Origin of the sequence: Paenibacillus tundrae, assembly GCF_036884255.1 — a bacterium.
Classification (GTDB): Bacteria; Bacillota; Bacilli; order Paenibacillales; family Paenibacillaceae; genus Paenibacillus.
On sequence record NZ_CP145605.1, the window covers coordinates 2,537,860 to 2,559,261 of the forward strand.

At 45.2% G+C, this 21,402-nt stretch carries 20 protein-coding genes and 1 other annotated feature; of the genes, 19 read left to right on the forward strand and 1 reads right to left on the reverse strand.

Annotated features, from left to right (window positions below; genetic code table 11):
- Positions 1-190: 190 nt before the first annotated feature.
- From recA to V6W81_RS11520, 16 genes are all read left to right on the forward strand, one after another.
- Positions 191-1,255, forward strand: coding sequence for a recombinase RecA (recA, locus tag V6W81_RS11445; RefSeq protein ID WP_145046399.1), 1,065 nt, complete (start codon positions 191-193; stop codon positions 1,253-1,255).
- A 407-nt stretch (positions 1,256-1,662) separates the two neighbouring features.
- Complete coding sequence (locus V6W81_RS11450; RefSeq protein WP_338543255.1) at positions 1,663-2,403, forward strand: regulatory protein RecX; 741 nt, start codon at positions 1,663-1,665, stop codon at positions 2,401-2,403.
- A gap of 306 nt (positions 2,404-2,709) precedes the next feature.
- On the forward strand, positions 2,710-4,251 hold the full coding sequence (rny, locus tag V6W81_RS11455; RefSeq protein ID WP_239289469.1) for a ribonuclease Y: 1,542 nt from the start codon (positions 2,710-2,712) through the stop codon (positions 4,249-4,251).
- 108 nt (positions 4,252-4,359) lie between these two features.
- Positions 4,360-5,154 carry a TIGR00282 family metallophosphoesterase gene (locus tag V6W81_RS11460; protein WP_128101453.1) on the forward strand — a complete coding sequence of 265 codons (795 nt, stop codon included), beginning with the start codon at positions 4,360-4,362 and terminating at the stop codon, positions 5,152-5,154.
- 117 nt (positions 5,155-5,271) lie between these two features.
- Positions 5,272-5,532, forward strand: a complete 261-nt coding sequence (locus tag V6W81_RS11465) for a stage V sporulation protein S (protein WP_019005392.1) — start codon at positions 5,272-5,274, stop codon at positions 5,530-5,532.
- Positions 5,533-5,622: 90 nt separating this feature from the next.
- Positions 5,623-6,600 (forward strand): dipeptidase, encoded by a 978-nt coding sequence (locus V6W81_RS11470; protein WP_338543262.1) that lies wholly within the window; start codon positions 5,623-5,625, stop codon positions 6,598-6,600.
- Positions 6,601-6,876: 276 nt separating this feature from the next.
- Positions 6,877-7,449 carry a phosphate propanoyltransferase gene (gene pduL, locus V6W81_RS11475; RefSeq protein WP_017689107.1) on the forward strand — a complete coding sequence of 191 codons (573 nt, stop codon included), beginning with the start codon at positions 6,877-6,879 and terminating at the stop codon, positions 7,447-7,449.
- Between the two features lie 307 nt (positions 7,450-7,756).
- Positions 7,757-9,313 (forward strand): tRNA (N6-isopentenyl adenosine(37)-C2)-methylthiotransferase MiaB, encoded by a 1,557-nt coding sequence (gene miaB, locus V6W81_RS11480; RefSeq protein ID WP_338543265.1) that lies wholly within the window; start codon positions 7,757-7,759, stop codon positions 9,311-9,313.
- A gap of 316 nt (positions 9,314-9,629) precedes the next feature.
- A complete protein-coding gene (locus V6W81_RS11485) occupies positions 9,630-10,043 on the forward strand; it encodes a RicAFT regulatory complex protein RicA family protein (RefSeq protein ID WP_430701349.1) in 414 nt (137 codons plus the stop codon).
- Positions 10,044-10,278: 235 nt separating this feature from the next.
- Positions 10,279-10,704, forward strand: coding sequence for a PaaI family thioesterase (locus V6W81_RS11490; RefSeq protein ID WP_338543268.1), 426 nt, complete (start codon positions 10,279-10,281; stop codon positions 10,702-10,704).
- 58 nt (positions 10,705-10,762) lie between these two features.
- Positions 10,763-11,566: an NUDIX hydrolase gene (locus tag V6W81_RS11495; protein WP_056700728.1), complete on the forward strand. Its 804-nt coding sequence runs from the start codon at positions 10,763-10,765 to the stop codon at positions 11,564-11,566.
- Positions 11,567-11,631: 65 nt separating this feature from the next.
- Positions 11,632-12,192, forward strand: coding sequence for a cysteine hydrolase family protein (locus tag V6W81_RS11500; RefSeq protein WP_145046406.1), 561 nt, complete (start codon positions 11,632-11,634; stop codon positions 12,190-12,192).
- A gap of 192 nt (positions 12,193-12,384) precedes the next feature.
- A complete protein-coding gene (locus V6W81_RS11505) occupies positions 12,385-13,842 on the forward strand; it encodes a nicotinate phosphoribosyltransferase (protein WP_338543271.1) in 1,458 nt (485 codons plus the stop codon).
- A gap of 373 nt (positions 13,843-14,215) precedes the next feature.
- Positions 14,216-14,866, forward strand: coding sequence for a hypothetical protein (locus tag V6W81_RS11510; protein ID WP_145046410.1), 651 nt, complete (start codon positions 14,216-14,218; stop codon positions 14,864-14,866).
- A gap of 159 nt (positions 14,867-15,025) precedes the next feature.
- A complete protein-coding gene (locus tag V6W81_RS11515) occupies positions 15,026-16,039 on the forward strand; it encodes an acryloyl-CoA reductase (protein WP_338543274.1) in 1,014 nt (337 codons plus the stop codon).
- Positions 16,040-16,131: 92 nt separating this feature from the next.
- A complete protein-coding gene (locus tag V6W81_RS11520; RefSeq protein ID WP_145046414.1) occupies positions 16,132-16,686 on the forward strand; it encodes a hypothetical protein in 555 nt (184 codons plus the stop codon).
- A 109-nt stretch (positions 16,687-16,795) separates the two neighbouring features.
- Here the strand turns inward: V6W81_RS11520 and V6W81_RS11525 are convergent, their stop codons facing one another.
- On the reverse strand, positions 16,796-17,314 hold the full coding sequence (locus V6W81_RS11525; protein ID WP_338543276.1) for a MogA/MoaB family molybdenum cofactor biosynthesis protein: 519 nt from the start codon (positions 17,312-17,314) through the stop codon (positions 16,796-16,798).
- A gap of 172 nt (positions 17,315-17,486) precedes the next feature.
- Here V6W81_RS11525 and V6W81_RS11530 point away from each other — a divergent pair, with 172 nt between their 5' ends.
- From V6W81_RS11530 to argS, 3 genes are all read left to right on the forward strand, one after another.
- A complete protein-coding gene (locus V6W81_RS11530; RefSeq protein WP_338543278.1) occupies positions 17,487-18,659 on the forward strand; it encodes a CobW family GTP-binding protein in 1,173 nt (390 codons plus the stop codon).
- A 67-nt stretch (positions 18,660-18,726) separates the two neighbouring features.
- The gene (locus V6W81_RS11535; protein WP_145046419.1) at positions 18,727-19,065 is read left to right on the forward strand and encodes a four-helix bundle copper-binding protein; all 339 of its coding nucleotides are present in this window, start codon (positions 18,727-18,729) and stop codon (positions 19,063-19,065) included.
- A gap of 256 nt (positions 19,066-19,321) precedes the next feature.
- Positions 19,322-19,606 (forward strand) — a binding site (T-box leader).
- Positions 19,607-19,674: 68 nt separating this feature from the next.
- Entirely contained in the window at positions 19,675-21,402 is a 1,728-nt protein-coding gene (argS, locus tag V6W81_RS11540) for an arginine--tRNA ligase (protein ID WP_338543281.1), read from the forward strand.

Sequence of the window (21,402 nt, forward strand, 5' to 3'; positions counted from 1 at the left end):
GACGGAAGAACCGTAGAATCAGGCACTGTAGCCCTGTTTACGGTTCTTTTTTCTGTTTAATTCCAGGTTTTCTTGAGGAAGAGGCGCCTCGGCCTTTACAAAAAAAACGAATGTATGTTCGAAAAAAAGCTTGGCAAACGTGTTAAAACAAGGTATCATTATCTTATAAACAGTAAAGGGTGTGAGCATATTGTCAGACCGTCGTGCCGCGCTTGATATGGCGCTCCGTCAAATAGAGAAGCAATTTGGTAAAGGATCCATCATGAAACTGGGTGAGTCGACCCACATGCAAGTGGAAATCATTCCCAGTGGTTCCTTGGCTTTGGATATTGCATTAGGAACAGGCGGCTTGCCTAAAGGCCGGATTGTTGAAATATATGGACCTGAATCTTCTGGTAAAACAACTGTAGCACTACATGCGATTGCTGAAGTGCAAAAAGTAGGAGGACAAGCTGCATTTATCGATGCTGAGCATGCTCTTGACCCTCAATATGCAAGTAAGCTTGGTGTTAACATTGATGAATTGCTTCTGTCTCAGCCAGACACGGGTGAGCAAGGGCTTGAAATTGCAGAAGCACTCGTTCGCAGTGGTGCTGTAGATATTATCGTTATTGACTCCGTTGCTGCATTGGTACCAAAAGCTGAAATTGAAGGCGAAATGGGGGATTCCCACGTTGGTTTGCAGGCACGTCTGATGTCACAGGCGTTGCGTAAATTGTCGGGTGCAATCAGCAAATCCAAAACAATCGCAATCTTCATTAACCAGCTTCGTGAAAAAGTTGGGGTTATGTTTGGTAACCCTGAAACAACACCTGGTGGTCGTGCCTTGAAATTCTACTCCACAGTTCGTTTGGATGTTCGTCGGATTGAAAGTATCAAGTCAGGCAATGACATCATCGGGAACCGTACACGTGTAAAAGTCGTTAAGAATAAAGTAGCACCACCGTTTAAACAAGCTGAAGTGGATATCATGTACGGTGAGGGTATCTCTAGAGAAGGTAGTATCATTGACATTGGTACAGAACTGGATATCGTTAACAAAAGTGGTGCATGGTATTCCTATGAGGGCGAGCGTTTGGGACAAGGTCGCGAAAATGCGAAGCAATTCATGAAAGAGCACAAAGAAATTGCCCAAGTAATTGAGCAAAAAATTCGTGAAGCAAGCAATTTAACGACGCTAGTTCCTGCTCCAACGACTGAGGATCAGCAAAAAGAAGAAGCAGAAGAACAAGAATTGTTTGAAATTAACGAGTAATGTACTGAACTCCTGAGGCTTGTCTGATTGTGACTTGACTGTGCGCAGGAAATTAGGTTTGTGGCTCGCATTGTCTAACAGCCTCTGTCCCATGGGACAGGGGCTGTTGGCACACTAACTGTATAAGATATGGCCGGGCTGAACTCCCGGCCTTTTATAATAATATCTGATCTCCTGTAGAGAGCAGAGCTATATAAGTTCAACTAAACTTTTTACACGAGAACGGAGAGGACAGAAATAACGTGAAGAAGCGAAGCGTTCGCCTTTATCCCCGGATTTTCCCTTTGAAGAAGGGAATTCAAAAAATCTGGGGATAACAGTGATCGGAAGGTTATTCTGTCATCGAAGTGACAAGTGTAAACTTCTATAGTTGAACCTATATAGCAACGATGAAAGGAGATTAAGGCATGGACAAATATGATGAGGATTTATTTGAAGAAGCAGAGCTAACGGGAATCTCCCAATTTCCCGATCATGAGGAATTGACCATTACAAGGGTTGAGCGGTTGCTGAAGGGACGAGTGGCGAGATATCGTATCGAGTTCGGTATGCACTCAATTACTGTTCTGGAAGATGTAATGATTAAATATCGGTTGACGCGGGGTAACACATTTGTAAAAAAGGATCTTGAGGAAATTGTTATGGCTGATGAGCGCCAACAGACATATGTTCAGTCTTTGCGTTACCTCGAATTTAAGCCGCGTACACGTCATGAATTAAGCCAGCGCTTGCGGCAGAAGCAGTTTGCGCCTCCGTTGATTGAAGAGGTGTTGGATCGGCTGGAGCAGGAGAGATTGATTGATGATGAAGCATTTGCGAAGGAATGGACACGTCAGCGTATGGAGGGTCAGCGTAAGGGAAAACTGTGGATAAGGCAAGAACTTCGTCAGAAGGGCATTGCTAATGATCTAATTGCTGAAGCCTTGGAAACCGTGAGTGGAGATACAGAATTTGAGACTGCTTTGACCGCAGGACGTAAGAAGTGGAATCAAGTCAAAGGCGACATTTCTGAGAAGAAACGCAAAACGCTTCCTTTTCTGATGCGGCGTGGTTTTCCAATGGATATGGTGCGCCGTGTCGTTAATTGTTTAATTGAAGAAACTGAGGCTAAAGACCCTGATGATGACGACGCTTTACTGTGGGATTAGGAGACAGGACACTCTATGTCGCATTCTCTTGACAATTTCTTTCGTCAAATACTAAAATGGACATGAGTCTTATTGAAATGGAAACCCTTTTTCCTTCCAAAAAAGCGGTTTCGGTTCTTGAGATTTCAACCATTCATGATTATGGGTTCGCTTGAGAGCGAATAGTACGTGGTGAACATGTACACTTGAAATGAAAATCGGCGGGGGATCGCCGTAGGTAATCTTTATTCCCAAACATATGTAAGGCTTGAAAACTGAAATTGACCCAAGGAATGCCTTGGAGGAATCAACGAGGAGGTGAACAGTATGGAAACTGCTATCATGATCGCTCTCGTTGTAGCCGCGCTATTCATTGGGTTCGGAGTAGGATATTTTATTCGCAAATCTCTTGCAGAGGCTAAAATCTCTAGTGCGGAACAAGCTGCCGTACAAATCGTGGAGAACGCGAAAAAAGAGGCAGAGGCACTGAAGAAAGAAACGGTGCTGGAAGCGAAGGATGAAATTCATCGCATTCGCGCCGAGGCTGAAAAAGACACTCGTGAACGTCGGAACGAAATTCAACGACAAGAAAGACGATTGTTGCAAAAAGAAGAGTCGCTGGATAAAAAGATGGAATCACTCGAACGTAAAGAAGAGCAAGTGGCTAACAAAGAGAAACGTATTGATGAGACACAGCAGCAAATTGAAATGATCTACAAAAACCAGGTGACTGAATTGGAGCGTATATCCAATCTCACTATGGAAGATGCACGCAGTATCATACTGTCCAACGTAGAACAGGAAGTTCGTCACGAGACGGCTCAAATGATCAAGGACATTGAACAGCAGGCGAAAGAAGAGGCGGACAAGAAATCTCGCGAGATTATTACGCTTGCTATCCAACGTTGTGCGGCTGATCACGTTGCCGAAACAACGGTATCTGTTGTGACATTGCCGAATGAAGAAATGAAAGGCCGGATTATCGGTCGTGAAGGACGTAACATCCGTGCGCTTGAAACCCTTACGGGGATTGACCTCATTATCGATGATACGCCAGAAGCAGTTATTCTGTCGGGCTTTGACCCGATCCGTCGTGAGATCGCTCGCACTGCCCTGGAGAAATTGGTGGCAGATGGACGAATCCATCCGGCACGCATTGAAGAGATGGTTGAGAAGTCTCGTAAAGAAGTGGACGAGCGTATCCGTGAGTACGGTGAGCAGGCAACCTTTGAAGTTGGCGTACATGGACTGCACCCAGACTTGATCAAAATTTTGGGACGACTGAAGTTCCGTACAAGTTATGGTCAAAATGTCTTGAAACATTCTATGGAAGTGGCTTACTTGACTGGGCTGATGGCTGGCGAACTCGGAGAAGACGTAACGCTGGCAAGACGTGCAGGTCTATTGCATGACATCGGTAAAGCGCTGGATCACGAAGTGGAAGGATCACACGTCGAAATTGGCGTGGAACTGGCGAAGAAATACAAAGAACATCCTGTAGTAATTAACAGTATCGCGTCCCATCACGGGGATTGCGAAGCAACTTCGGTTATTGCGATGCTGGTTGGCGCAGCAGATGCGCTCTCTGCAGCAAGACCGGGTGCACGCCGCGAAACACTGGAAACGTATATCAAACGACTGGAGAAATTGGAAGAGATTTCAGAATCGTTCGAAGGTGTCGAGAAATCGTACGCTATCCAAGCTGGACGCGAAGTTCGCGTTATGGTACAGCCTGAGAAGATCGACGATGCTGAGGCATTCCGTCTCGCACGTGACATTACGAAGATGATCGAGAATGAACTCGATTATCCGGGTCACATCAAAGTCACCGTCATTCGGGAAACCCGTGCGGTTGAATACGCAAAATAGAGTATTTTGGGAAAAGTGGCCGCAGTAATGGGCCACTTTTCCTGTTGATAACCATGTATTGCAAGTGTCAGAATCTGAAGCTTTGTAGGGAATGAAGGAGGCAGTACCATGAAAGTTCTGTTTATTGGTGATATTGTAGGCAACGTTGGGCGGAAAGCATTGAAAGAAAATCTTCCATACCTGAAAAATAAATATAAACCACATGTCATTATCGTTAATGGTGAAAATGCAGCCGCAGGTCGAGGAATTACAGGTGCAATTGCTAACGAATTTTTCAATTGGGGTGTGCATGGGATCACCCTCGGTAACCACACATGGGATAACAAGGATATTTTTGATTTTATAGATGATGAACCACGTATGATTCGCCCAGCGAACTTCCCTCCTGGTACACCAGGAAGAGGGTATACTGTGGTCAAAGGCGAAGGTAAAGAACTTGCCATCGTAAACTTACAAGGACGGACTTTTCTACCTGCACTGGACTGCCCGTTCCGTGTAGCTGATGAAATTGTAGATGAGCTACGTCAGGATTATAAATGTATTCTCGTGGACATGCACGCTGAAGCGACTTCGGAGAAAATCGCGATGGGATGGCATCTTGACGGACGTGCGTCTCTTGTCGTAGGTACACATACTCATGTACAGAGTAACGATGATCGCATTTTGCCAGGTGGAACAGCTTATCTGACAGATGCAGGTATGGTTGGACCACGTGATGGTATTCTTGGTATGGAGCGTGAAGCGGTGCTCCGTAAGTTCTATACGCAACTGCCTGTGCGTTTTGTCGTAGACGACGGTAAATGGCATTTTCACGGCGTAGTGGTCGAGATTGACGAATCTACAGGTGCAGCAACAAGAATTGAAAAAATCCGTCTGACAGAAGACGAGTGGCGCATGGAATAGGGGCAATGTCCCATTTTGCAAGGAAACCCGTCTAAAAAGAAGGAATTTTTTTGCCTCCCGCGAATAACATCTAGTAAGTGGAAACAAACATTCAACATTCCCAGGGAGGTACTTACCATGGAAGTATTAAAAGTTTCAGCAAAGTCCAATCCCAATTCCGTAGCCGGCGCACTTGCAGGAGTTCTTCGTGAACGTGGAAATGCTGAACTGCAGGCCATTGGAGCGGGAGCACTGAACCAAGCCATTAAAGCGGTAGCGATAGCCCGGGGATTTGTAGCACCAAGCGGAGTTGACTTGATTTGTATTCCAGCTTTTACAGACATTGTGATTGACGGTGAGGACCGAACGGCCATTAAGCTGATTGTGGAGCCCAGATAATACATGCATTCTTAGCAAGAACCTGTTTACGAAGTAGACAGGTTTTTTGCGTTCTATTCGCTATATTAGCGTAGAAAAGGGGGAATTCGAATGAAAAAATGGCTCATAGCAGACTATCATTGTGATGTGCTTAGCAAAATGTTGACACAGCCGGAGATTTCCTTTCTAGATGCTCCAGAGCTTGATGTGAACTGGCAACGGCTGCAAGCTGGCAACATTGGACTGCAAGCATTTGCTGTGTATTTACCCGAAGTGTTGGGCAGAGGTAAGTTTGAACATGTGATGAGCCAGTTGGAAATATACCGTACTAAGGTAGAACTTAATCACGAACGCCCAGAAGGCACACAGACGCTGTTATGGCGTGAACAACTTACTCAGGAGGCAGCACAGCCTCATCCATGGGGCTTGCTTACGTTGGAGGGTGTGGATGGGCTGGAAGGGAACCTCTTCTATCTAGAGATCTGTTATCGGATGGGTGTTCGCATTGTGGGTGTAACGTGGAATTATGCCAATTGGGCGGCAGACGGAATTATGGAACAGCGAGGAGCGGGTCTGACTGAGAAAGGCAGACAATTGATTCAACGTTGTAATCAGATAGGCATGTTGCTAGACGTGTCACACTTAAGCGAAAAAGGGTTTTGGGAACTTGCCGATCTTAGTGAACGTCCTTTTATTGCTTCACACTCCAACAGTTATACGGTATGTCCAAATGTACGTAATCTGAAGGATGATCAGATTCGTGCGATTATTACACGGGATGGCCGAATAGGACTCACGTTTGTTCCTTGGTTTGTGAAGCAGGAAGGTGATGTTAAGATCGAGCATTTATTGCCACATATTGAACAGATCTGCTCTCTAGGTGGTCAGCATCATTTGATGCTTGGATCTGATTTTGACGGAATCCCTACATATATCGAACAGCTTGAACACGCAGGACACTATCCGAACTTAATCAATACGCTATGCAAGCACTACGATGAATCCTTGGTTCGTGGCTGGATCTGGGGAAACGGTGTGAGCTATTTGAGCAAAAATTTGCCTGAAATCGAACCTGTCGGAAAACGTTAAAGTTTAAACAAAGTCGTAAGGGGCATGATGATTTGAGAGAAGTGTGCGTCTGATATGTTAACTCGTGCTCGTGCTATAAGGTCATAATCATTGATGGAATAGAGTGGGTTTTATCAAACGACAGATTTCCCAAAAACAGGTTTAAATTCAGGTAAAATAAGTGTATTTCATGAATTTTCATCAGTTCATTTTCATTTCACTGCAAAAAGGAGTATAATACCCTTGAATTGTTAAGAGCCTAATGAGGCCATAGATAAACAAGGAGTGAAATTCACAATGAGTAAAACAGTACCTGTGGGCGTATCAGCCCGCCACATTCATGTATCCCAAGAGCACGTTGAAATTTTGTTTGGTAAAGGTTACGAATTGACTGAGTTTAAACCTCTGTCCCAACCTGGACAATATGCTGCTAACGAAACAGTAGCTGTAATTGGTTCCAAAGGACAGTTTGATAAAGTGCGTATCCTTGGTCCAGTTCGCCCTGAAACACAACTGGAAATTTCGATGACGGATTCCTTCGCTATTGGTGTTAAAGCACCTGTACGCGAGTCCGGAAGCATTGAAGGTACACCAGGCATTACAATTAAAGGACCAGCTGGCGAAGTAACGATCGATAAAGGTGTTATTGTTGCCGCTCGTCACATTCACTTCCATACGTCCGATGCTGCAAAATGGGGCATTGAGGACAAACAAATGCTGAAAGTTCGTCTGGGCGGAGATCGTGGTCTGGTATTGGAAAATGTACTGGCTCGTGTTTCTGATTCCTTTGCATTGGACATGCATATTGACACAGATGAAGCCAATGCAGCTGGCGCACGTAACGGCGATACTGCTGAGATCATCGACTAGTCATTTGTAATATGTCAATTGTGGAGTTGCCCTGGTGCTCCATTCATACAATAACCCGAGTACCCCTTACAGCTGGATCATCCAGCGGGGCTCGGGTTTTTTGTTGCATTTGAAGCACAGACAGGACACTCATTCGTCATCTGTTAGAGGAGAAGGTGCGTGCGCTTTGCATGTGGAACTAGAGCCCAATACATGTTATAATTTACTGTAATGCTCTTCTGAATTATGGAGTATAAAGCATATATGCGACCTAGAGATGAACTAACGAATTTTTATTAATAGAGGCTGTAAGGAGTGACCGAAGGAAATGGCTAAAGACTCAAAAAAGGATTACTCCCAATATTTTGATTTCTCCGATGCCAAAGTAATTTCGCAAGATGAATTCAGCAAAAAGATTCGAATTCGGGGCCGGGACATCAATATCAAATCGGAGCCGAATCATCGTCAGGAGAAACAGCGGGGCAAGGAAGACGTACAGGTACTATACGATAACGCCATCCCAGATGAACTGAAAAACATAGGAAAAGGCAAACACTATATCGTATATACGTACGGCTGCCAGATGAACGAGCATGATTCTGAAACGATCAAAGGGTTACTGGAATCCATGGGATACCAGTCCACAGAAGATCGCAAAGAGGCAGACATTATACTACTGAATACATGCGCGATTCGGGAAAACGCGGAAGATAAAGTATTCGGCGAGCTAGGACATCTGAAAACGCTCAAACTCGAACGTCCAGGACTATTGCTTGGTGTGTGCGGCTGTATGTCTCAGGAAGAAGGCGTCGTTAACCGCATTATGCAGAAGCATGGTTTTGTCGATATGATCTTTGGTACGCATAATGTACACCGGCTGCCACATCTGATTCAGGAAGCATTGTTCAGTAAAGAGATGGTCGTTGAAGTATGGTCCAAAGAGGGCGATATCATTGAGAATCTGCCGAAAAAACGCGAAGGTATGCGCGGGTGGGTGAACATTATGTACGGCTGCGATAAGTTCTGTACATATTGTATCGTTCCATTTACGCGAGGAAAAGAGCGGAGCAGACGGCCAGAAGATGTAATCGCTGAGGTTCGAGATCTGGCAAGACAGGGATTCAAAGAGATTACATTACTTGGTCAGAACGTAAATGCTTACGGTAAAGACTTCACGGATCTGGAATACAGCTTCGGTGACTTGATGGATGATATTCGCAAGATCGATATTCCACGGGTACGTTTCACAACCAGTCATCCACGTGACTTTGATGATCGCCTGATCGAGGTGTTAGCCAAAGGTGGAAACTTGGTTGAGCATATTCATCTTCCAGTGCAATCAGGAAGTACAGAAGTGCTCAAACGTATGAGTCGGAAGTATAATAGGGAACACTATCTGCAGCTTGCAAACAAAATTAAAACAGCCATTCCGGATGTCGTATTGACCACTGACATTATCGTTGGTTTCCCGGGAGAAACGGATGAGCAGTTTGAAGATACATTGTCACTCGTTCGGGAAGTCGGTTATGACTTCGCATATACCTTTATCTACTCTCCGCGTGAGGGTACGCCTGCAGCGGTGATGGAGGATAATGTACCGATGGAAGTGAAAAAGGAACGTCTGAAACGGTTGAATGAAACGATCAACGAGTATAGCCAGAGCAGCAATGAGAAACAGCGTGGCAAAGTGGTAGAAGTTCTCGTTGAAGGGGAAAGCAAACGGAATTCGAATGTTCTGGCTGGACGGACGCGCAGCAATAAATTGGTTCATTTTGAAGGATCCAAGGATTTGATCGGTACATTCGTACATGTGGAGATCACAGATCCGATGACGTTCTATATTCGCGGTAACCTGCTCAACGAGCCAGTAGCTGCCAACCAGTAATATATCAATATCAGTACCCACAACCAATAAGATGGAATGATGCGATGTGCACGGAGCTAATACGGCGGATGTAGCGAAAGGATCGGAATCGATTCTGTAGAAGCGAAGCGCTCGCCTTTGTCCCTGTATTTTACCCATTGAATAATCTAATCAAAAAATACAGGGACAACAGCGATCGAAAGAACGATCCGAGCATGCAGCGGTCACATAAGCAGTCATTTTGGTTCGGTGCAGGACGTGTATTCCATCTTATATTATCTCATAGAATGGAGCGATTTCAGTGGCGCAGGAGCAAGTGCAGTACAACCATTATGGTATGCCGACCTACGATACGCGCAATCTGGTCATACGCGACGATATTATGGGAAAAGCCAAAGAATTGGCGGATATGCTTGGAACCAGCGAGGAAGTTAAGCAGTTCCAGCAGGCAGAATCCAAAATTCGCGACCATGAGCGCATTCAGCAGTTGATTACAACGATTAAGAAGAAGCAAAAAGAGATTGTTGCCTTCGAAAGTTTCAAAAATGCTGATATGGTAAACAAGATCGAACAAGAAATTACCGATTTGCAGGACGAACTGGATAGCATTCCATTGGTAACTGAATTCCAGCAAAGCCAGAGTGATATTAACTATCTGCTTCAGCTTGTAATTTCTGTTATTCGGGATACAGTTTCAGAGAAAGTAAATGTAGAAGCTGGCACGGATTCACCTCCGACGAGCTGTGGTTAAGTTGTAGAAGGGTGCGGACGCAGTCCGCGCCTTTTTGATGTATAGTATGTGTGTTCAATTTCGGAACAGCCTCTTATAGGACGAAGCAGGGAACAGACTCGAATGTAATTAGATATTATATTGAGAGGCTCCACTTCGTGGGGTTATTTTGTGTGAGTTCATGCTGTAGAAGATTCATTAAAACACAGGACATCAAGAGACATATACACCAAAGAGAATAAAGGGGAAATCAATAATGAGTATTTTGGACAAAATGGTTGAAGAGGGCGAGAAGCGCTTCTGGGGCTTCCTAGGCTGCCGATATATTAAAGGTGATGAAAAAGAAGTACAAATTGGACTCACCGCAGGTGAGCACCATACCAATTCCATGGGTATTATCCACGGTGGTGTGCTGACATCTCTGATGGATCAGGCGATGGGAATGGTAGCAACCGCTGCAATGGCAGTGGACAGTTGTGTAACTACGAATCTGAATGTACATTTTCTAGCTCCGATGAAACAAGGGGAATTAATGGTGACCTCGACGGTACTGCATCAAGCAGGACGCAGCGTTACAGCACAATCGGAGGTTCGCGACGCTACCGGTACACTCGGTTGTATGGCAACAGCGACATTCCGTATTGCAGGGGTTAAAAAGCAAACGACTGAATCCAAAGGTTGACAAAAGATTTTATTATGTCATAATGAGATTATCAAATTGAAAATAGTCGGTGGTGCCCATGAGCGAAAACTACGAACACTTAAATGCTGATAGCGATGAACAAGCGGCTCGTGCTTATAGTTCCAAGAAATATCGTACTCCCGATGGCGTGCCAGCGGATATCGTCATGTTCACCTTGACCAAACGAGAGCGGAAGACGGTCACGAAGACCCTTCCTATTCGGGAACTCAAGGTTATGCTTATTAAACGCAAAGGATGGCCTTTTGCGGGAAGATGGGCTCTGCCGGGTGGATTTTGTCAAGAGAACGAGTCTATCTACGATGCTGCGAAGCGGGAACTGATGGAGGAAACAGGCGTCGATGGTGGACATTTAGAATATCTGAATGTATATAGTCAACCAGGGCGTGATCCACGGGGCTGGATTATCTCACATGCGTTCTTTGCACTGGTGGAGGAATGGATGCTGGAACACCGTCAGGCTGCAGACGATGCAGAAGATGTTGGACTCTTTACGATTCAAGAAGCGCTCGAGGAGCTTGAGCTTGCATTTGATCATCGAACCATTATAGAGGATGCATATCGCCGGATTCAGCAACAAATGCTGGAAACGACGATTGCACGCCAGTTCCTTCCACGTGACTTTACGTTAAGTGAATTATACCAGGTCATTCAGAGTGTTGTCCCTGATTTTGAAGAACCGAATTTCATCCGTAAGATTACTTCGACGCGTAGTCGTAAAGGGATCGTAGAAGAAGTAAGAGATGAAGAGGGCAATCTACTCAGTTCGAATCAATATTCACAGCGTCCGGCGCAGCTCTATCGTTTCACAGAACTTGTGCCGCGCTTATCCATTTATACCTAACTGGCCAAGTTAACTTCGGATTGAATCAGGCTTAGACTATTCTCAAAATAAAGGGAGTGCAGACGATGAAAGCATTGATTGTCATCGATTTTACCCGAGATTTTGTGACAGGCGCTTTGCCTGTTGGTGAGCCGGCAGTTGAGATTGAAGAGACTGTAGCTGCAATTACTGAGAACTACTGTGATCATAAGCATGAAGTCATTATGGCTGTAGATTTGCACGAACAGAATGATCCGTACCATCCGGAAACAACACTTTTTCCGCCTCATAACATTAGGGATACAGAGGGAAGGCTACTATATGGACGCTTAGCCCAAGTTATGGAGGATCGGAAAGAGCATATTCGTTGGATGGATAAGACGAGATATAGTGCCTTCTGTGGAACAGATCTGGAGCTTCGGCTCAGGGAACGTGGAATTACAGATATTGCACTCATAGGTGTGTGTACCGATATATGTGTATTACATACAGCGGTGGATGCCTACAACAAAGGCTTTCACATCACGGTGTATGAGGATGCTGTGGCCAGTTTTAACGCTGCTGGACATGAGTGGGCACTAGAACATTTCCGTTCGAGTCTAGGGGCTCAAGTCGTGAAAGCAAGAGAGACTATTCTTGCACGGTAGCTTAACTAATCCTGCGAACTGTAATTATGTTAGATTGGCGTTAAATATGGTGAATGAAACAAACCGGAGACTTTTTTGGATTCACAACGAATTGGTTAATGTTATGTAATCATGAAGAGAGTCTCCACATGTTAACCTGTGTTCAAAGGTAATGCCTATGAACATGAGCGGAAGTCAGAGAGGATGAGACAAATGCAGACGACTAGCCTGGCTTTACATACAGATAAATATCAGATCAATATGATGTATGCCCACTGGGTGAATGGAACTCACAAGCGAAAAGCGGTGTTTGAAGCGTATTTCCGCAAGCTCCCGTTTGGAAACGGATATGCTGTTTTTGCCGGATTGGAACGCATTGTGAATTACATCAGCCAACTTCGCTTTAACATGGACGACATCAAGTATTTATCGAAACAAGAGGAAAATTACGATCCTGTCTTCCTCGAAGAATTGCTCCAGTTTTCCTTTCAGGGCACAATTCATTCGATGAAGGAAGGGGCAATCGTATTCCCTGATGAACCGCTTATTCGGGTAGAAGGCTCAATTATGGAGACGCAACTTGTGGAGACGGCGATACTTAACTTCATGAATTATCAAACATTGATTGCTACAAAGGCATCGCGGATCAAGCAAGTAGCAAACCAAGATACCTTGCTCGAATTCGGAACAAGACGTGCACAAGAAGCGGATGCGGCGATCTGGGGAGCACGTGCGTCTTATGTTGCTGGGTTCCATGCCACATCTAATATGCTGGCAGGAGAGCGTTTTGGAATCCCAACAGCGGGAACACATGCGCATTCTTGGGTACAGAGCTTCATGAGCGAGCAGGAGGCCTTTGACGTGTATGCCAAAGTATTACCAGATCAGGTAACCTTGCTGGTAGATACGTTTGATACGTTGAATAGCGGTGTGCCTCATGCGATCAAAACAGCGAAAATGCTGGAGAGTCAAGGCAAGAGAATGAATGCGATTCGTTTGGATAGTGGTGACTTAGCATATCTATCCATTCAAGCACGTCAAATGCTGGATGAAGCAGGTCTGGATTATGTGAAAATTGTAGCCTCCAACGATCTGGATGAGAATACCATCTTCAACCTTAAGGCTCAAGGCGCACGCATTGACACTTGGGGCGTCGGTACACAGCTAATTACAGCTTCTGACCAGCCTTCTCTCGGCGGCGTATATAAGCTGGTAGAACGTGAAGTTGATGGTGGTGAGATGCTACCTACGCTTAAGATATCAGCTAATCCTGAAAAAGTATCTACGCCAGGTAAAAAGGAAGTGTTCCGGATCATTGATCCGAAGCATGGCAAAGCAATCGCGGACTATATCTGTTATCCGGGTGAAGAGCAGCCATTGCAGGGTGGGCCGCTAAAACTGTTCAACCCGCTACACCCTTATCTGAAGAAGACGGTAACCCGCTACGAAGCGATTAACATGCTAGAGCCAATCTTCGTGAATGGACGCAAAGTATACGAGTTACCAACCTTAGATGAGATCCGCAGCTACCATCGGGAACAGATGAATCTTTTCTGGCCAGAATATCAGCGGAAGCTCAATCCAGAGATTTATCGTGTGAACATCAGCCCGGCAGCTTGGAATATGAAACAGAAGCTGATTGCAGAGCATGTTCAATTCACAGAAGAATAGCGCCTAATATAGAGTAAGGCATAACCGGGGAGTTACTCGGCTTATGCCTTTTTTTCATCTGCGTGTTCTTTCCTTGGTAGTTGGCGAGCGTGGTATTGAACCTAAGTGGTTATGACTTTCATCGAAGTTGTGTGATTCATCATGGACAAGAAGTCAGATGATTACGATATACTACGTGTAACGGAAACTGATAGTAAGCGGAAATAGCATCATTATTTCTCGGGAAAGCGCAGGAGACGCCAAATCTTGCAATCGATGAGTTCTTAGTTCGACATATCGTACCTCTCTTTACCAAATAACTTCACCGATCAGCCGCTGGATTGCTGTTTCAAGCAAACATTCGTGGGGGATGAAAGATAGAGGAGGTGTTCATATGAGATGGGTTTTAGGATTAGTATGGGTGGTTTTTATCATTTATGCTTGGTTATGGGCACCAGGACAGCCACCTGGCAATGACCCCATATTTGGAGAATTGATTACGATGCAGAGCAGGGAGCCGTGGCTACTTGTCGTATTTTCGTGGCTGGGGATATTCCCCGCGATCTATGCTTGCTTATTATTACGGACATCACCTCAAGAGCGAGGCAGTCGCTTTCCGGCATGGCCGTTCGTTATACTATCGTTTGGGTTGGGAGCATTTGCGCTGTTACCTTATTTCGCGTGGGTCTCAGCACATAAGTTAACTCCAGCACACACAAGCTTATCCTTCGGCAATGGTCGTAGGACAGGTATTCGTCGATTGGCAGGAAATAAGTTAACGCATGGGATTTTGCTGTTATTGACCCTCGGGACGTTTTTTTATGGGCTGACACAGGGGAACGTCGAAGCATATGTGGAAGCGTTCAGTCAATCCTCATTTGTACACATTATGACTATTGACTTTGTCATACTGTCCCTGCTATCTGTGCTTGCCATATATAGAGATGCCGTAATTAGTAGACGTTCACAGGCTTGGGCTTGGATCGGTCTTATTCCACTAGTCGGGCCGTTAGTATACCTTTTAACGAGTAACAGACAGAATTAAGCAGTAAAGTGAATTAAGGGCTCGCTAACCGGGAAAACGAAACTTATGAATTATTGTGATGAATAATTCACTACATGAATTGAATTTCATTTCCTTAACTGCTTCATGAAATGAGCTACTCCAAAAATAAAAGAAAAAAAACAATAGGAGACGATAACGATGGAGAACACTTTTCCAGCATACGTAGTTCGAAAAGAACAAGATGGGGAGGTCAAGGCTTCCATAGAACAGCTTAGAAAAGAGGATTTGCCTAACGGAGACGTTACACTACAGGTTCAATACTCTAGTGTCAATTATAAGGATGGACTTGCTACGATTGAAAAAGGAGGCGCTGTGCGTGAATATCCTATAGTGCCGGGCATAGACCTCGCGGGAACGGTGGAGGAATCTGTGAGCGGACGATTTGCCCCAGGTGACCGTGTAATCAGTACGGGGTATGAACCGGGAGTATCTCACTTTGGTGGCTATAGCCGGTATGCACGTCTCCGTAGTGAATGGCTGGTTCCACTGCCACCAGGTCTCAGTGAAAAAGAAGCCATGGCGATTGGAACAGCAGGTTTTACCGCAGCACTTTCTGTCGATGCCCTGGTTCAAGCGGGTGTAACCCCTGAGATGGGCAAAATTTTGGTGACAGGTGCAACGGGTGGTGTGGGGAGCATGGCAGTAGCCATCCTAGCAAAGCTAGGATATGAGGTGACTGCCAGCACAGGCAAAAAGGATAAGCAAGCGCAGCTGCTTCGAGATTTAGGTGCTTCACACATCATTTCACGAGAAGAAGCAGACATGCCAGCCAAAGGAGCATTGGGCAAGCAATTGTGGGCAGGCGTAGTTGATCCTGTTGGAGGCTCAGCGCTGGCTGAACGGTTAAAACAGATCCAGTACGGAGGAGTGGTTGCCGTTTCGGGATTAACCGGGGGGACAGCATTTGAGTCAACGGTGCTTCCATTTATTTTACGAGGCATTCAGCTCATAGGTATTGATTCGGTATATTGCCCTATGGAACGTCGGGAACGGTTATGGAAGCTGCTTGGTGGTGAGTGGAAGCCAGATCGTGCACTTGAACTAGGCATTCAAGAGATTACATGGGGTCAGTTGCCTCAGACATTGGGAGCGATTTTGCAAGGAGAAGCTGTTGGGCGCACGGTTGTAAATACAATGGAGACATCACTTTAATTATTGAAATCATCGAATAAGATTCGATTCTCTTAGACATGCTAACGCTACCATACGATCTCACAGCATCGTGACGGAAGGGAAGAGGTAGCGTGGATACTAGAACTCAAGATCGATTACCTAAAATGAAGCCATATGCACTTGCAAGAACAGGCCTCATGTTAGCATTAAGCATTTTGTTGCTGGTAGGTTGTTCTTCATCCTCCACTTCACAGGAAGTTAAAATCTATTCCGGGCAAGCTACAAACGAAGGGAATATCCGCGCACAATCGCAGGGGCATGGTCTGAACGGAGCTTTTATTCAAGAGTTGGATCGGGCGTTCAACGAAAAAGGCATAAAGCTGATGAATAACATGTCTGCTGATGACGGTGAGGGTGGAATAACGTACATGTATCTGCTAAACGGAAGCGGAAGGCATGTTGTAAAAGTTCATATTTTTGGCGATGATCATAAGCGGACACTTCGCATGAAAGAAATGTATGGCAACGCTGAGGATCAGGCTGTATTGCAGAATGTATTAGGCAAGACATCGATTCGAAGTAAAGGATATGTATCTATGGTCTACACTGCTTCAGGTGGGCAAAAGGATGTCTACGAGGATGAAGTATTGCAGGTGTTCGATCATATGTTATATAAGTTGGACTAAAATATGACTGTTTTCTTCGTTTCCGTGTGAACATTACGTTGGATTGACCGAACATAGCTCGGATGACGTAATTAAAATAAAACAAAACAATGAAAACCCGTCTGAGTGCTCAGGCGGGTTTGTATATTTCTCGCATTACATGTCGTAACTCAGGCAAAATAAGCTTTTCCATAGCCAGCTTGACGGCTCCTCTGGAACCTGGCATAGAGAACACGGCTGTACGTCCAATCGTTCCTGCCACGGCACGGCTAAGAATAGCTGCAGATCCAATATCCTCCGTATAACTAAGGAAGCGGAAGATCTCACCGAATCCTGGCAACTCCTTATCTAACAGTGAAGATACAGCCTCATATGTCGTATCCCTAGGTGCAATGCCAGTTCCTCCGCTGAGCAGCACTGCTTCTATATCATCACGAACAGCTGCATCCTGCAGGATTGCTCGAATCTGATCGGATTCATCAGGTGTGATGATGTAGTCGATAACTTGGTAGCCCGCTTCAGACAAGAGCTGATGCATAAGCTGACCGCTTGTATCCGTATCCTTCGTCCGAGTATCCGAGACCGTAACAATCATACATGAAACCGTGTTAGGGGCTTCCTGGCGATGTTGTTCCACTGAATTAATCATCTTAAATGATCCTCCTCATTTCATGTCTCCATAGCATAGACCATCCAGCGAAATCAGGCAATGCGAAGAGTACAGGGGCACGTACATATTGCAAAGCGAATCCTACTTGGTGTACACTCGCTAGGATAGAAATTGATTATATTCGATAGTCAGGCTAAAGAGGTGTATAACAATGAATGAAACTGTTGTAAAAAATCATTCCATCCCTGTATATATATTGTCAGGCTTTTTGGGAAGCGGTAAGACAACCCTGCTCGTTCAATTGATTGAACATTGGAAGCAACAAGGATTACGACCTGCTGTTGTTATGAATGAGTTAGGTGAAGTGAATTTAGATGGACAAGTTGTGGATTCCTCCGTTCCGATGACCGAAATGCTGGGTGGATGTATATGCTGCACGGTACGTGGGGACTTAGGACTGCAGCTTGCTGAACTTGTGCAGACAGAATCGCCCGATGTTATTATTATCGAGGCAACGGGAGCAGCCAATCCAATGGAAATTCTCGATGCAGTAACGGAAACGTCACTGTACATGCGTATAGAGCTGAAGAGCTTGATCACTGTAGTAGATGCTGCACATTTGTCTGGATTATATCTGGAGCAGAAGGGTCAGACATACAAGTTGATGCAAGAACAGATTCGCTGTGCGTCTGTATTACTATTGAACAAAATAGATCGTGTGAACGAGCAGGAACTGGACAACTTGAAGCAATTACTCGCGAAATGGAATGCTTTTGCCCCGGTCATCCCAACCGTTAAATGTGAGGTCGATCTAGATATGTTGCTTCAAAGTGGCGCTACTGTCCACGGAAGTGCATCACATAGTGAATCAGAGCAGCATCACAGTGAAGAACAACATGTCCATACGGAAGCCTGTGCAGCACATGGATGTAACCATGGACAGCATAAATTATCGCCGGATAATCCGGTAGGGCATGATCACTCTCATGAGAAATCCGATGATTCTCACGGTGACCATTCTCATAATCAAAACGATAAACAAAACCATGATCATAAGCATGACAATCATCATCAGCCTCATCCGCATGCATCACATGAACATGTGATGGTATACACGCATTATTTCAGTGCGCCGGTAAATAGTGAAGCATTTGAATCCTTTGTGTCACAATTGCCACGGGATGTGTATCGTGCTAAGGGAATTTTGACTTTTAGCGATACAGCTAGCCGGTTCTGGTTCCAATATGCTTATCGTGAGTCAGACTATATGAAAATCACCCCTCAGGGAGATGTACCTAATGTTGCGGTGTTCATCGGTGAGCATTTTGATCAAACCATTATCCGAAACCAGTTATTGGCACTCGAAGCGGTAAAAACAGGGTAATGATTCAAGGATCCTCCAGGCTGGGTATTAAGAAGCATAGGAAACTTTGCCTGGGAGGTAACTTTAAATGACACAACAACAAATTCAACAATGTATTGATGCTTGCCTGGAGTCCATGAATGCTTGCAACGTATGTTACATATCAAGCTTGAAAGAATATGATCTAGCCATGTTGCGTGATTGCATTCGTTTGAGTCGAGAATGTGCAGAGATCTGTGGCTTTGCTGCACAAGCGATGACACGCGGAAGTGATTTTATCGCTGAGATTTGCGATTTATGTGTAAAAGCATGTGAAGCCTGCGCGGCGGAATGTGAGAAGCATAAACATGATCACTGCCAAGCCTGCGCTGAAGCTTGCCGTAAATGTGCAGAGGCGTGCCGCATGATGGCGTTAGTCGTGGCATAATCGTATGTAACTAAATAACAGATTTAGCCTAGTCCCCTTAAAGCAAATGACGTTTGCAGAGCATCTACGTAGATGTGTAAACGTTATCTCTCAAGGGGATTTTCTGATGTAAACGTTGAAAGTTTGGAGACCCATGATACATCTAGAGCATAGGTCGTGCGAAATTGTACAACAAAGATAAAATGTTGGAAGTAAGGTTTACCAGTTGCCAAAGCAGGTCTCAGTCTGTATAATGATGGCAATGAATTGAAACTTACCAATATCTGTGATCAGGAGAGTAACCAGACCCATACATGACAGCGAGCCGGAGCGGGTGGAAGCCGGTATGAAATGATCTGTGTGAAACGCACCTGTGAGATGGTTGTCCGAAGTGATGTTTACATGTCTGCAGCATTGTAATTCATCAGTGTGAGGGTAATCCGGCATGCGACCGTTAATCGCACCGAGCGGAGCAGTAGTAGGACGAATCATTCGTGTACCTAGATACTGTTCACTTAGAGTGGTACCGCGGGAACTGTGAATAATAGCTCTCGTCTCTTGTTATAGGAGACGGGGGCTTTTTTGTTTTGTAATTTACGTATATTTATTAAAGATCAAGGAGTGTTTTATATGTTGAAAAAGCATGCTGCTTCACATATTGCCCCCTTAGCAGGGCTTGAAGAAGCAGAGGTGTTCAAGCTTTTGGAAGTACCGCCGCAACAGGAGATGGGGGATATTGCGTTTCCGTGTTTTGTGTTAGCTAAGTCGTTGAAAAAGGCTCCCGTAGCCATCGCAACGGAGATTGCGAGTGCATTGCAATCGGATATTCTTGAGGCTGTTCCAGCAGGGCCGTATGTCAACATCCGATTTAAACGGGAGAAGCTGGCAGCGGAGCTGCTGCAGGAGTTGGGGCAGCCTGGATTTGGCAAACTTGAGGAAGGTAATGCTGCTAAGGTTGTGATTGATATGTCCTCTCCCAATATTGCCAAACCGTTTGGCGTCGGACACCTGCGTTCAACAGTCATTGGAGCTGCGTTATATCGTCTGTATAATGAAGCGGGTTATAACGCGGTGAGTGTTAATCATCTTGGGGACTGGGGTACCCAGTTTGGCAAACAGATTGCGGCTTACAAACGGTGGGGAAACGAATCTGCTCTACAGGCAGAACCAATCCGCACTTCGCTTGAATTATATGTTCGTTTTCACGACGAGGCTGAACATGATCCCTCTTTGGAGATTGAGGCAAGAGATTGGTTCCGCAAGCTTGAGCAAGGGGATGAAGAAGCTAAGCAGCTATGGGCTTTTTTCGTTGAAGTAAGCATGAAGGAATTCGATCGAATGTATGAGCGTTTAAACGTTCAGTTTGACCACACGCTTGGTGAGAGCTTTTACAACGATAAGATGGGTGCCGTCGTAGATGAACTCCGAGCGAAAGGATTGCCGGAAGAGAGTGATGGAGCACTTGTCGTAAGGCTGGAAGAAGAGAATATGCCACCTTGCTTAATTATCAAAAAAGACGGAACAACGATCTATCCAACAAGGGACTTAGCCACGGCAATATATCGGCATGATGTAATGAAAGCGGACAAGATGTTGTATGTGGTTGGAGGTGAGCAAAAGCTGCACTTCAATCAGGTGTTCGCGGTGTTATCCCGGATGGGTCATGACTGGTCTGCAAATTGTGAGCATATTCCTTTTGGTCTCATGCGTTTCGAAGGACGGAAAATGTCTACTCGTCGTGGTAAGGTCGTCTTTTTACAAGAAGTATTAGATGAAGCGGTCTCCCGTGCAATGCAGATCATACAGGAGAAGAACCCCAACTTGCCTAATCCGCAGGAGGTTGCGGAGGCAGTAGGTGTAGGCGCAATCGTATTTGGAGATGTAAGCAACAATCGTCTGAATGATATCGATTTTTCGTTGGAAGATGCGGTGAGCTTTGAAGGTGAGACGGGGCCATATGTGCAATATGCCTATGCTCGAATTAAGAGTGTGCTGGCTAAGGCGAGCGAAGTTGGCGAAACGGAGAAAGATCTTGAAGAGAAGCTAACAGCGATTGATCACGAAAGCAACAGCACGAAGCAGAAAGTAACCACGAGTGAACCAACTTGGACGTTGTTAAAACTGCTGGCTAATTATCCTGAATTTTTGAGCAAAGCCGTGCAACGCAATGAGCCTTCCGTCATAGCCAAATATGCAATTGATGTTGCACAGGCATTTAACCGGTTCTATCATGCAGAACGGATCGCGGACGCGCCACTTGAAGAAAGAGCTTTCCGGTTAGCGTTAACGGAACGTACGGCTGAGCGTTTGGCACACAGTTTAAACTTGCTCGGTGTGAAAGCACCAGAACGGATGTGA